Source organism: Bradyrhizobium sp. SZCCHNR1093, assembly GCF_032381175.1.
Lineage (GTDB): Bacteria > Pseudomonadota > Alphaproteobacteria > Rhizobiales > Xanthobacteraceae > Bradyrhizobium.
On the sequence record NZ_JAUHJJ010000014.1, the window covers coordinates 14770 to 27173 of the forward strand.

The following is a 12404-nucleotide window of genomic DNA, read 5'->3' on the forward strand; positions in this document are numbered from 1 at the left end:
AACAAAGCAGGAACAAGAAACGTGGCAGGAAAGAGAAATCGCCGTGGGCTGTCGGCGGCCTAGACGACGACCGGCGTGCGCACCCGGCCGGCATCGCCGAACACGCGGAGATAACGGGCGATCTCGGCGGGATCGCCGGTCGCCTTCTCCGGGTTGTCGGACAGCTTCACGGCGGGATGCCCGTCTGCCGACGTCACCTTGCAGACCAGCGAGATCGGATCGAGGTCGACCGAGCCGTCCGGCGAGCAGCCGACGAAATCGTTGGTCAGGTTGGTGCCCCAGCCGAACGACAGCCGCACCTGATCGGAGAATCGATGATGGAGCTGCTCGATCGATTCGACGTCCATCGCGTCGGAGAACACGAGCAGCTTCTGCTTGGGATCGCGCCCCTTCGATTTCCACCAGGCGATGATCTCCTCGCCGGCCTGGATCGGCGGCGCGCTGTCGGGACGGAAGCCGGTCCAGTCGGCGACCCAGTCGGGTGCGTCGCGCAGGAAGGCCTTGGTCCCGAACGCGTCGGGCAGCGCGATCAGCAGGTTGCCTGCGTAGGTCTGCCGCCACTGGTCGAGAATGCGATACGGCGCGAAGCGCAGCTCGTCATCGTCCTTGGCAAGTGCCGCCGCAACCATCGGCAGCTCATGCGCGTTGGTGCCGATGGCCTCGAGGTCGTTGTCCATCGCCAGCAGCACGTTGGAGGTGCCGGTGAACGACGAGCCGAGACCTTCCTTGACGGCCTCGACGCACCAGCGCTGCCACAGGAAGCCGTGGCGGCGGCGGGTGCCGAAATCCGACAGCCGCAGCCCCTCGAGCTTGCGCAGCCGCTCCACTTTGGCCCACAGCTTGGCCTTGGCGCGGGCGAACAGCACGTCGAGTGCGAACCGGCCCTGGCCCTTCATGGCCTGGCGCGAGCGCAGCTCGTTGACGATCGCGAGCGCCGGGATCTCCCACATCGTGGTGTGGGTCCAGGGTCCGTGGAAATGCAGCTCGTACTGGCCGTCGGACTTGCGCAGCTCGTATTCGGGCAGGCGGAAATTGGCGAGCCAGGCGATGAACTCCGGCGAGAACATGTGGGTCTTGCCGTAGAAGGTGTTGCCGGCCAGCCAGATCAGCTCCTTCTTGGCGAAGCGGATGGTGCGGGCGTGATCGAGCTGGGCGCGCAATTCGCCTTCGTCGATGACGTCGCCGAGCCGCACCCGCCGGGTCCGGTTGATGACCGAGAAGGTCACCTGCTGACTCGGGTAGAACTCCCGAATCATCTGCAGCATCAACAACTTGTAAAAATCGGTGTCGAGCAGGCTGCGCACGATCGGATCGAGGCGCCAACCGTGATTATAGGTTCTGCTCGCGATGTCTGTGACTGTCATGTGATCGTTTTACAGCGCTGGCCGCAAACCCGCCACTGGGCTTGTCGCAGGAGGCCATCGTGGCGCAGCGGTATCCTTGCTCGGGGTTCGTGGCGGCTATTTGCGCGCCAGGAGCGGCACGCCGGGGTCGAACGCCAGCACCGCTTCGGCCCATTTCGCGACGCGGAGCACATGGAGGTCGTTGCGATAGGGGCCGGCGATCTGTACGCCCAGCGGCAGGCCGTTGTTGCCGAACCCGGCCGGCAAGGAGACTGCCGGCGCTCCGACGAAGGTCCAGGGCGCGCAATATTCGGCGTCCCCCGTCCAATCCAAGCCGCGCGGCGCTTCGCCGAACGCCGGCAAGGTGAGCACTGCGTCGAAGCCGTCGAGCTCAGCGGCGAGCGCCTTCTGCCTGAGGGCCTGGGCCGCCTTCGCGGCGAGATATTCCATGGCCGTCTTGCTTCGCCCGCTCTCGACGTGGCCCTTCATGACCTCGCTGACCCGGTCGGGATGGCGCGCGATCAGATCGGAGAAGATCGTGGTCGCCTCGCTGAGCATGATCGTGGTGATCGCATGCCCGTTCACCGCGTCGAGCTCTCTCAGTTCGATCTCGGTGATCGTCGCGCCGGCGCTGCGCAGCTTGTCGATGACGGACTCGAATACGGTCTTCTGCTCCGCCTCGGCGCGCTCCCATTTGGCGAAGCGCACCACCGCGAGCCGTGGCGTGCGGTGCGGCGTGAGGCCCTGGTCGATGCCGACGGTGAAGCCCGGCAGCGGCCGGCCGTGGCGATCATCTGCGCTGGTGCCTGCCAGCAACGAGAGGGCGAAGGCCACGTCGTCGACGCGGCGGGCGAAGAAGCCGACATGGTCGAGCGACGGGCTAAGCGGATGCACGCCGCCGCGTGGAATCGCGCCGAAGCTCGGCTTGAAGCCGACGACGCCGTTGAAGGCCGCCGGTCGGATCACCGAGCCGAGTGTCTGTGTTCCCAGCGCCAGCGGCACCAGGCCGGCCGCAACCGCGGCGGCTGATCCGGACGATGAGCCGCCCGGTGTGTGCTCGGGGTTCCATGGATTGACGGTGGGACCTGGATGGCGCCAGGCGAATTCAGTGGAGACCGTCTTGCCGAAGATGGTTGCGCCGAGATTGCGCAGCCGTTCGACCACCCAGGCGTCCGCATCCGGCACGTGATCGCGATAGATTTGCGAGCCGTTGGTGGTCGGCATGTCCGAGGTGGCGATGATGTCCTTGATGGCGACGGGAATTCCACCGAGCGGGCCGGTCTTTGGAACGACATCCCGCGGCAGATATTCGAATGCTTTCAGCTGCGGTTCGATCGCCTGCGTCTTCTTCAGGCATTCTTCACCATAGGTGATGGCCGCTGCGGGGTCGGCTGCGAACCGCCGCAGCAGGTCGAGGACGCCGGCACCGGCCTTCGGTGTGGACACAGGGAAACGCTCGGACATTCATCGATCCTGTCGACTTGATCTCGTTGCCGGGCGGTGAACGGCCGCAGCGTGTTGTTCCGATCCTATCGGCTGTTCAAGCACACGCCAATCGTCCGGCCGATCGGCGCATATGAATACAGCGCATGGCGGCAGGCCCGTGCCGCGTGGCGGACAATCGCCGATGCGGCGCAGGCACGCGCACGGACACGCGCATCTGGCATGGCATGAGTGGAGCGGCATCATTTGAGCCTCGCGCGAACCTGGCAGCAATCCGCTTCTCACCCGCTCAGGATGTGCTACCATTTTCGAGCAGGACCACTGATGTGGTCGGCCAAAGGACGTCTTCAGATACGTTCCGATAAGTAGACGCAGCCACATGAGCTGCCTCATGGGAGTGAAGCGATGACATCGGCTTTTCACCGAAGCATTCTTGCGCTTGCAACAATAGGTCTCCTCGCCGGCACCAGCATCGCCGGCGCGCAGCAGCAATCCGATCAGGGGAAGGGCCTGAAGAAATACGAATCCGGCACCAAGGAGTTCTGGACGCATCCGCCGGACGACTGGTTCCTCGGCGACGAGACCGAGGCGCAGAAGGGGCTGGCGCCGCCGTCGGGCCCGCCGACCGGCGCGTCCGATGCCGAGCTCGCGAAGATCGTCAAGCAGGTGAAGCTGCCGGACGGCTTCAAGATGGAGGTCTGGGCCTCGGGCGTGCTCGCCGCGCGGCAGATGGCCTGGGGCGACAAGGGCACGCTGTTCGTCGGCTCGTTCGGGCTTGGCAACGTCTATGCCATCACCGACAAGGGCGGCAAACGCGAGGTCAAGACGGTCCTCAAGGGCCTGAACATGCCGACCGGCCTCGCCTTCCAGGACGGCAATCTCTACGTGATCGCGGTCGACAAGCTGATCAAATACGAGAATGCCGAAGCCAGTCTCGACAATCTCGGCCAGGGCAAGGTCGTCTACGACGACATGCCGTCCTATGCGGCGCATGGCTGGAAATACATCGCGGTCGACAAGGAAGGCTGGTTCTATATCCCGTTTGGACCGCCCTTCAACATCGGCATCCCGCCGACGTCAGTCGCGCAGATCCGCCGAGTCGATCCGCGCACCGGCAATGCCGAGATCTATGCGCTCGGCGTCCGTAACAGCGTCGGCGGCGACGTCGACCCGCGCACCGGCAAATACTGGTTCACCGAGAATGCGCGCGACTGGGTCAGCGACGATCTGCCGAGCGACAAGCTCAACATGATCTCGAAGATCGGCGAGCATTTCGGCTATCCCTATTGCCACCAGGGTGACCTGCCGGATCCGAAATTCGCGATGGGTCACAAGTGCTCGGAGTTCACACCGCCAGTGCTGAACCTCGGTCCGCACGTGGCGCCGCTCGGCATGAAGTTCTACACCGGCGACCAGTTCCCGGCGGAGTACAAGAACAACATCCTGATCGCCGAGCACGGCTCCTGGAACCGGCACAAGTACCAGGGCGCACGGATCATGCGCGTCATCGTCGGCCCCGACGGCAAGGACGCCAAGCAGGAGGTGTTCGCCTCCGGCTGGCTCGAGGGCGACCAGGGCTATCTCGGCCGCCCCGACGACATCATCCTCGCCAAGGACGGCTCGATCCTGGTGGCGGACGACTGGGCCGGCGCGATCTATCGCATCAGCTACGAGAAGAAATGAGCTCGTCGTGAAAGCGGGGCTGCGCGCTGCCTTACGGCGGCCGCAGCCCCAACTATTTTGAATGTCGCGCGTTGATCAAGGACGACGTGCCGCACCCGGTCGCGGGTTTCGGGCATCGTCCGCGCGCCAAAGCAATGATGGGAGCGAGAACGCCTGCGATGAATCCAGGGACCTCCAGAATGCACCTGGTGATGGCCGCCGCGCTGATGCTCATGCTTGCGGCGCCTCCGGCCGACGCCGCCGATATCGAAGCGGGCAAGGCCAAGGCCGAGCTCTGCGCCGGCTGCCACGGCGAGAACGGCATCTCGCAGACCGAGAACATTCCTTCGCTCGCCGGCCAGCAGGATCAGTTCATCCAGTGGCAGCTCGTGTTCTTCCGCGCCGGCACGCGCAAGAACGAGGCGATGAAGCCGATCGTCGATCAGCTCACCAACGAGGACATCCGCAACCTCGGCGCCTATTTCGCCTCGCTGCAGCCGGCCAAGGCGCCGCCGGACAACGATCCGGATCTGTCGGCCAAAGGCGCGCAAGCCGCCGCCGGCCGGCGCTGTGCCTCATGCCATCTCGACAGCTATGCCGGCACCAAGGGCGTGGCGCGGCTCGCCGGCCAGCGCGAGGAATATCTCGTCAAGGCGCTCCACGACTACAAGTCCGGCCAGCGCGTCGGCGGCAGCCAGGCCGCGATGACCGATGTTGCCTATCCGCTAAGCGACGAGGAGATCACGGCGCTGGCGCATTATCTGGCGCATCTGTAGTTGGGACGTCGCCCAGATCACAACTGTCGTCCCGGCCTTGCGCCGGGACCCATACCGCGGAAGCTATCGAGGGACGTCGGTGAGAGTGGCCTGCTTCACTACGGACGGTGGCTATGGGTCCCGGCGCAAGGCCGGGACGACATCGGAGTCTGTGGCGCCGTCGTGCCTGACCAACGGTTCGGCGAACACCGAGGCGATACCAAGAGCTACTTGCCCCGCTGAGCCTCGTACACCTTCAGCTGCGTGTAGGATATGCGCAGGCGCGGCACCGGGACCTTGGCGGCATCGGCGCGGGCGACGAGATCGCCGATGACGTGATCGGCCTCGACCGGAAGGCCGGCGCTGAGATCGCGGAACATCGAGGCGGTCATCGGTGATCCCTCCGCGGTGAGCATGCCGGAGACGCGCTGGAAGAACGCGCCGGCTGGGGGGTAGCCTGCGGCCGCAGCGGTGGCGCTGCATTCGTCGAGCATGCCGAGCAGGAAATCCTTGCCGCCCGGCGCGGTCAGGATCACGCCGACCGGCGCACGCATCAATGTGGTCGATGCAGCGAGCGAGGACAGGAACACCCACTTCTCCCACATGTCCTGCATGACGTGGTCGCTGGCCGACGCATTGAAATTCCCGCGCCGGAAAATCTCGAAGATCGCGCGGACGCGGTCCGACGATCCGCCGTCGCGCTCGCCGAAGCTCAGCGATTGCATCGGCTGCAACTGCACGACCTCGCGCTGCTCGTTCAGGGTCGCGGCGATGGCGCAGAGCCCGCCAAGCACGCGCGCGCGCCCGAACCTGGCGTCGAGCACGTCGAGATGCTTCATGCCGTTGAGCAGCGGGATGATCGCGGTGTTCGGACCCACGGCCGGCGCGAACGAGGTGATCGCATCGTCGAGGTCGTAGGCCTTGCAGCTCAGCAGCACGACGTCGAAGTGCTGCTTCAGAGTGTCCGCCTGTACGGTCGGCGGATTGGGGAGGGTGACGTCACCGGTCGGACTGCGGATCACGAGGCCGGCACTGGCGAGTTCAGCCGCGCGGCGCGGGCGGACCAGGAAGGTGACATCGGCGCCGGACTGCAGCAGCCGGCCGCCGAAATAGCCGCCGATGGCGCCGGCGCCGACGACGAGAATACGCATGGGTAGGTCCTCTCTCTCAGCGAGGTCTCATCATGCAGGAGCGAATAGCGAATGGCGAGTAGCGAATGGGGATGGCCACCATGCCCTACTCGCTACTCCCTGTTCGCCATCGCTTCTCACCATTTCTCGCCAAACGGACGGATCTCCATCTCGAAGGTCCAGGCGCTCTTCGGCTGCTGGTAGAGCTGCCAATAGGCACCCGCGACCGAGGCCGGCGGCATCAGCAGGTCGGGATTGTCCAGCGCCTCCTTGCCCCAGAGTTGGGCGCGGCGCTCGCGCACCCAGGCGGTATCGACGCCGGAATCGATGATCAGGTGGGCGACATGGATGTTCTGCGGCATCAGTTCGCGCGCCATCGCCTGCGCCACCGCGCGCAGGCCGAACTTGGCCGAAGCGAAGGCGGCATAGCCGGAGCCGCCGCGCAGCGAGGCGGTCGCGCCGGTGAAGAAGATCTTGCCGCCGCCGCGGGGCAGCATCAGCCGGGCGGCCTCGCGCCCGGTGACGAAGCCGGCCCAGCACGCCATCTCCCAGACCTTGCGGAACACGCGGTCCGTCGTCTCGAGGATCGGGAAATTGACGTTGGCGCCGACATTGAAGATCACGACCTCGAGCGGCGCATGCCTGTCGGCGTCGTTGAGGAAGGCGGTGGTCTCGTCCTCCTTGCGGGCATCGAGCGAGCGCGCCACGATCCGCCCGCCAGCGGCCTCGACCTCCGCGACCAGCGGCGCGAGCTTCTCGCCATTGCGCCGGCCGGCGAACACCGTGAAGCCTTCGGACGCGAATTTCTTGACGATCTCGGCGCCGATGTAGTCGCCGGCCCCGACGATCGCGACGGTAGCGTTGCGCTGTTGCATGCTTGCTCTCCCGATCTCACTTCAGCGTCATTGCGAGGAGCGAAGCGACGAAGCAATCCAGCCTTGCTTTGCGGCGGGATCGCGTCGCTGCGCTCGCGATGACGACAATCACTTGCCCAGGATGTATTCCTCGACGTCGCGCAGCTGTTCCTTGCCGAAGAACATCTCATTGCCGACGAAGAACGTCGGCGAGCCGAACGCGCCGCGCTCGACCGCGCGCTGGGTGTTCTCCACGAGCTTCGCCTTCACCTCGGGCTCCTGCGCCCGGGCGAACAGCTTGGCCCCGTCGAGCCCCGACGACGTGATCGCAGCCACCGCGACATCGGGATCGTCCATCTTCTTTGGCTCGCGCCACATGTGGTGGAACGCCGCGTCGACATAGGCCTCGAACACGCCCTCGAGCTGGGCCGCGATCGCCGCGCGCATCAGGTTCAACGTATTCACCGGGAAGTACGGGTTCCAGACCCAGGGCTGCACCTGGTAGCGCTTGAGGAAGCGCTGGGTCTCGACCTCGTGGAATTCACGCTTGTTCCTGATGCCGGCGAGTGACTCGGCCGGTGACTTGTTGTTGGTCGCCTTGAAGATGCCGCCGAGCAGCACCGGGACATAGTAGAACTGGACGCCGATCCGCTTCACGATCGCTGGGATCGCCTCATGGCTCAGATAGGCGTTGGGACTGCCGAAGTCGAACATGAATTCTGGCGCAGGACGGCTCATGGGCGGTCTCCTCGGTTTTTCACATTGTGGTCCAGCGCAGCAGCTCCGTCCAGGGTTTTATGACGGTCATCATATTCCAGCGGCCGGAAGACGCCGGTGGTGCGTCAGATCATCCGGCGCACCGTCCGCTTGCGCCACACCAGGAGATAATAGCTCATCTGCAGCAGCATCATCGCGGCGAACGTGATGGGATAGGCGAGCCAGACGCCGTCGAGCCCGATGCTGCGGCTGAGCCAGGTGGCGGCGGGCACCTCGATCGCGGCGATTGCAAACGCCGAGATCGCCAGCGGCATCCACACCGTCCCGGAGGCGCGCATCGCCGACGAGAACGTGATGGACATGCCGAACAGCACGGAGCTCCACAGCACGATGTGCAGCGAATGCTGCGCCACCTCGATGACGGCAGGGTCGGTGATGAAGAGTCCCATCAGCACCCGTGAGAACAGATAGCCGATCGCGACCAGGCCGCCGGTCAGCACCACGTTCATCTCGATGCCCGTCCGCACGATGTCGCCGATCTGCTCGGCCTGGCCGCGGCCGATCGCCTGGGCGCCGAAGATCGAGACCGAGATCGCGATCGACAGCGCCGGAAACTGCACATAGCCGAGCACCTGGTTGACCGCGCCATAGGCCGCCGTCGCGTCCGAGCCGAAGCCGTTGACGAGGCCGATCAGCACCATCTCGGCCAGCGACATCACGATCATGCCGATCGCGGCGGGGATGCCGAGCCGCAACACCGCCCGCAACAGTCTCGGATCAGGCAGCATGCCCCGCAGGAATGCCGCATCGATCGCCAGCGGGTGCTTGCGACGACGCAGATGGACATGGAGCCAGGCCAGCGTCGTCAACGTCGAGATCGCCGAGGCCCAGGCGGCGCTGGCGACGCCGAGGACGGGCGCGCCGAGCCAGCCGCGGATGAAGACCGGGGTGAGCACCAGCCCGAGCGTGGTCGATGCGGCGAGCGAGGCCAGCGGCGTCACGGTGTCGCCGACGCCGCGCATCTGCGACGACAGCAGGATGTAGGCGAAGGTCAGCGGCATCGTGATCATCATGATGCGGGCATAGCCCGCGGTTGCATCAAGGATGTTGGCGGGCGTGGCGAGCGCGGTCAGCAATTGGCGGCTGAACACGCCGCCCAATACCGCGATCAGGCCGCCGAGCAGCAGCGCAATGGTCAGCGTCGTGCCGGCGACCTGCTTCACCTTCGCGGGCTCACCGGCGCCCCAGGCCTGGCCGATCAGAACGCCGGCACCTGAGCCGAGGCCCATGACGAAGGAGACGAAGAAGAACATCGCCGGGAAGAACACCGAGACCGCGGCGAGCGCATCGACGCCGATCATCTGGCCGAGATAGACGTTGTTGATGGTGCCGAACAGCGACTGCAGGATGTTGCTCAGCATCATCGGAACGACGAACGTCAGGAACGGCTTGCGCAGCGAGGCGGTTGGCGGCGACACGGCATGTTTCTCCGTCGACCGCTCTTCATTCGGAGTACGGTCGCGTTGCGAGGAATTGGAACGAGAGCCGCCGCGAACGGCCGCTCTCATTGACTGTTGAAATCAGCCGATCTCACTCGGCGCGGTGGCGGTGCGCGAGCGCGACGGCGTGGTCGCGGATGTCGGCCGGCCAGTCCGCGATCAAGGCGGCGAAGCGGCCGAGATCGCCGGCGAACAGCGCCCGCGACGCCTCCTCGAACTGCGGCAGGTTGCTGCCGATCCCGGACATGAAATGATAGGCCGCATCGCGTGCCTCGCGGGCGCGATCGGTGTCGCCGCTGGCGCGGCGGGCGTCGTGGACCAGCTTGCGCAGTGCGACCGAGGCGCCGCCCGGCTGCGCGTTCAGCCAGTCCCAGTGCTGCGGCAGCAAGGTCACCTCGCGGGCCACGACCCCGAGCTTCGGCCGGCCGCGGCCACGCGGCTCGCTCGGCCCTTGGTTCGCGGCCGCGCCGGCTTCGACCGGCAGGCGCGCCAGGATCTCGCGGTCGCTGCCGCGCAGATCGAGGTCGATCGGCTGCCCGGTGCGGTCGCTGAAAATCACGATCGGCTCGGTGCCCGGCGCGGCGTGTTTCAGCACCAGTGCCACCTTGGGCAGCGGCCCGGCGGCGACCCGGGTTTGGCCGGCAAATGCGGTGAAGGTGTCCATATCGGCAGTCCCATGTGATCACCCCAATAAGACCCGGGTGAAATTAAAGTCAATATTACCCGGGTAATTATTTCATGCCGGGGTGAGGATCCCCGCGCCTCGCCGAACCCGTCCTGTCCTGCTACGGAACGGCGCCCGCCACCCGATCCGTCCCTGGAAACCCCATGCTGACCGTTCACCACCTCAACAATTCCCGCTCGCAACGCGTGCTCTGGTTGCTCGAGGAGCTCGGCGTGCCCTATGAGATCATCCGCTACGAGCGCCAGCCCGACATGCGGGCGCCGAAGGAGCTGCGCGCCATCCACCCGCTCGGCAAGTCGCCTGTCATCACCGACAACGGCAACACCGTCGCGGAGTCCGGTGCCATCGTCGAATATCTGATCGAGACCTACGGCAATGGCCGCCTGATCCCGCCGCCGAAGACACCGGAGCGGCTGCGCTATTCCTATTGGCTGCATTACGCCGAGGGCTCGGCGATGCCGCTGCTGCTGCTGAAGCTGCTGTTCAACATCATGCCGAAGCGAGCGCCGGCGCTGCTCCGTCCGATCGTGCGCAAGGTGTCGAACCAGGCCTTGAGCACGCTGGTCAATCCGCAGCTGAAGCAACACATGGCGTTCTGGGAAAGCGAGCTGCAGAAAAGCGAGTGGTTCGCCGGCGATTCGTTCACCGCGGCCGACATCCAGATGAGCTTCCCGCTGCAGGCGGCGGCATCGCGCGGCGGCCTGGAGCAGGGCCATCCGCGGGCGATGGATTTCCTCGCGCGCATCGAGGCGCGGCCTGCCTACAAGATCGCGCTGGAGAAGGGCGGGCCCTACGAGGTCGGCCGCTGAGCGCTATTTTGTGGCCGTCGCCGGCGCCGCGGTCGCCGCAATCACCTCGCGCACCAGCCGGGCGACGCCCTTGATGTCGCCGTTCGGATCCACGGAATCGCCGAGCCGGACCACGACCATGCGCTGGCTCGGCATGATCACCAACCGCTGGCCGAGCAGGCCGAAGGCGAAGAACGCGTCCGGCGGAATTCCCGCGCGGGCACGTCCCTGCGCGTGAAAATGCTGGCTGCGGTTGGTCCACAGCCCGGCGCCGTAGTCGGTGTCCAGCGTCGCAGTTGCCGACATCGCGACCCAGCCTTCCGGGAGAATGCGCCGGTCGCCGACGACGCCGTCGCCGAGATAGAGCAGTCCGAGCTTCGCCCAGTCGCGCGCGCTCGCCAGCATGTTGCCGTAGCCCTGAACGGTCCCGCTCCCATCGTATTGCAGCGTCGCGCTGCGCATGCCGAGCGGGTTGAACAGCTCGCGCCAGGCCAGCTCGATGGTCTGCTCCGGTCCCCCGGCGGCGTCGCGGATGATGCGCGCCAGGATCTGGGCGCTCGCGCTCGAATAGGCCCAGCGCTGGCCGGGCGGCGCGATCAACGGCGCATGCACCGCGAACGCCGCCATGTCGCGGTGGATGTCCATCTGGCTCGACGGATCGAAGCCGGAATTGGTCTCGTCCAGCGCCAAGCCTGATGTCATGCGCATCAACTGCTCGATCGTGATGTCGTGGCGCGGATCTCTGGCCTCGCGCCACTCCGCGACCGGCGCCGGGATCGACGGGCTCAGCTTGCCCTGCCGGGTGAGGATGCCCAGCAGGGCATTGGTGACCGTCTTGGTCATCGAGAAGCCCACAAGTGGCGTATCGACGCCGATGCTCGGCGCATAGCGCTCTGCGATCAGGTGACCATCCTTGACGACGACGACCGCCTTGGTGCGGCGGAACGGCGGGTTGGCCGGCTCCTCGAAGGCATGATCGAGCGCCGCCTTCAGCGCGGGATCGCTGGGCTCCACCGCCGTGTTTTCCGCGAAGTCGGGCAGGGCGGGAGCAGGCCCCGCAGCACGCAGCGCAGCGACGTCGGTGTGCGGCAGGTAAGGCGGCTTCTGGCCCTGGAGCGTCACGCAACCGAGGCCGTCGTGAAACGAGGCGCGGGTGGCGTGCAGGCCGAGCAGCGACGCCTCCACCAGGCGCATGTCGGGCTCCACCCGGTAGCGCATCACGGCCCGCAACCGGCGCAGACCGGGCCGTTCCATGGTCTCCGCAAACACCGTTTGCGGATCGAGGCCGGAGACGTAGGTCTTGGCGCAGATCATCTCGGCGACCGCGCTGGTCGCAACGCGCAGCGCCCGGTCAGGCCGATAGGTGAGCCACCCCGCCACCAGCAGGGCCGCAAACACCAGCAGACCGACCACGAATCTTCGCAAATGCACCAGAACGTCCGACACCGTCTCGCGGGCGAGCCTCGCTGCGCCCTGGTATACTTCTAACGCGCCTCGGTCACCACGCCAACGGAGGGAAGCGGGTGAA

At 66.1% G+C, this 12404-nt stretch carries 11 protein-coding genes; 3 read left to right on the plus strand and 8 right to left on the minus strand.

What is annotated here, in order from left to right; all coding sequences use genetic code 11:
* Nucleotides 1-59 precede the first annotated feature (59 nt).
* Together pncB and QX070_RS29380 are read right to left on the minus strand one after the other, a co-directional pair.
* Complete coding sequence (pncB, locus tag QX070_RS29375; RefSeq protein ID WP_315740644.1) at nt 60-1364, minus strand: nicotinate phosphoribosyltransferase; 1305 nt, start codon at nt 1362-1364, stop codon at nt 60-62.
* A 96-nt stretch (nt 1365-1460) separates the two neighbouring features.
* Nucleotides 1461-2807 carry an amidase gene (locus QX070_RS29380; RefSeq protein WP_315740645.1) on the minus strand — a complete coding sequence of 449 codons (1347 nt, stop codon included), beginning with the start codon at nt 2805-2807 and terminating at the stop codon, nt 1461-1463.
* Nucleotides 2808-3191: 384 nt separating this feature from the next.
* Here QX070_RS29380 and QX070_RS29385 point away from each other — a divergent pair, with 384 nt between their 5' ends.
* On the plus strand, nt 3192-4469 hold the full coding sequence (locus QX070_RS29385; protein WP_315740646.1) for a PQQ-dependent sugar dehydrogenase: 1278 nt from the start codon (nt 3192-3194) through the stop codon (nt 4467-4469).
* A gap of 179 nt (nt 4470-4648) precedes the next feature.
* Entirely contained in the window at nt 4649-5224 is a 576-nt protein-coding gene (locus QX070_RS29390) for a c-type cytochrome (RefSeq protein ID WP_315740647.1), read from the plus strand.
* A gap of 206 nt (nt 5225-5430) precedes the next feature.
* Here the strand turns inward: QX070_RS29390 and panE are convergent, their stop codons facing one another.
* The 5 genes from panE to QX070_RS29415 all read right to left on the minus strand — a co-directional run bounded on the left by panE (nt 5431) and on the right by QX070_RS29415 (nt 10067).
* Nucleotides 5431-6354, minus strand: coding sequence for a 2-dehydropantoate 2-reductase (gene panE, locus QX070_RS29395; RefSeq protein ID WP_315740648.1), 924 nt, complete (start codon nt 6352-6354; stop codon nt 5431-5433).
* Nucleotides 6355-6470: 116 nt separating this feature from the next.
* Nucleotides 6471-7208, minus strand: coding sequence for an SDR family oxidoreductase (locus QX070_RS29400; protein WP_315740649.1), 738 nt, complete (start codon nt 7206-7208; stop codon nt 6471-6473).
* 108 nt (nt 7209-7316) lie between these two features.
* The gene (locus tag QX070_RS29405) at nt 7317-7925 is read right to left on the minus strand and encodes a 2-hydroxychromene-2-carboxylate isomerase (RefSeq protein WP_315740650.1); all 609 of its coding nucleotides are present in this window, start codon (nt 7923-7925) and stop codon (nt 7317-7319) included.
* A 104-nt stretch (nt 7926-8029) separates the two neighbouring features.
* Nucleotides 8030-9328: an MATE family efflux transporter gene (locus QX070_RS29410; RefSeq protein WP_315740736.1), complete on the minus strand. Its 1299-nt coding sequence runs from the start codon at nt 9326-9328 to the stop codon at nt 8030-8032.
* Between the two features lie 166 nt (nt 9329-9494).
* Nucleotides 9495-10067, minus strand: coding sequence for a DUF2239 family protein (locus QX070_RS29415; protein WP_315740651.1), 573 nt, complete (start codon nt 10065-10067; stop codon nt 9495-9497).
* Between the two features lie 164 nt (nt 10068-10231).
* On the opposite strand from QX070_RS29415, the gene QX070_RS29420 reads away from it, so the two are divergent.
* The gene (locus QX070_RS29420) at nt 10232-10897 is read left to right on the plus strand and encodes a glutathione S-transferase (RefSeq protein WP_315740652.1); all 666 of its coding nucleotides are present in this window, start codon (nt 10232-10234) and stop codon (nt 10895-10897) included.
* A 3-nt stretch (nt 10898-10900) separates the two neighbouring features.
* Here QX070_RS29420 and QX070_RS29425 read toward each other — a convergent pair whose 3' ends face one another.
* A complete protein-coding gene (locus QX070_RS29425) occupies nt 10901-12307 on the minus strand; it encodes a serine hydrolase (protein WP_315740653.1) in 1407 nt (468 codons plus the stop codon).
* Nucleotides 12308-12404: the final 97 nt, after the last annotated feature.

Coding starts and splice junctions, on each gene's coding strand:
- QX070_RS29390 (WP_315740647.1), top strand. CDS start 4,649: ATGCACCTGGTGATGGCCGCCGCGCTGATGCTCATGCTTGCGGCGCCT.
- QX070_RS29405 (WP_315740650.1), bottom strand. CDS start 7,925: ATGAGCCGTCCTGCGCCAGAATTCATGTTCGACTTCGGCAGTCCCAAC.
- pncB (WP_315740644.1), bottom strand. CDS start 1,364: ATGACAGTCACAGACATCGCGAGCAGAACCTATAATCACGGTTGGCGC.
- panE (WP_315740648.1), bottom strand. CDS start 6,354: ATGCGTATTCTCGTCGTCGGCGCCGGCGCCATCGGCGGCTATTTCGGC.
- QX070_RS29410 (WP_315740736.1), bottom strand. CDS start 9,328: ATGATGCTGAGCAACATCCTGCAGTCGCTGTTCGGCACCATCAACAAC.
- QX070_RS29420 (WP_315740652.1), top strand. CDS start 10,232: ATGCTGACCGTTCACCACCTCAACAATTCCCGCTCGCAACGCGTGCTC.
- QX070_RS29415 (WP_315740651.1), bottom strand. CDS start 10,067: ATGGACACCTTCACCGCATTTGCCGGCCAAACCCGGGTCGCCGCCGGG.
- QX070_RS29385 (WP_315740646.1), top strand. CDS start 3,192: ATGACATCGGCTTTTCACCGAAGCATTCTTGCGCTTGCAACAATAGGT.
- QX070_RS29380 (WP_315740645.1), bottom strand. CDS start 2,807: ATGTCCGAGCGTTTCCCTGTGTCCACACCGAAGGCCGGTGCCGGCGTC.
- QX070_RS29400 (WP_315740649.1), bottom strand. CDS start 7,208: ATGCAACAGCGCAACGCTACCGTCGCGATCGTCGGGGCCGGCGACTAC.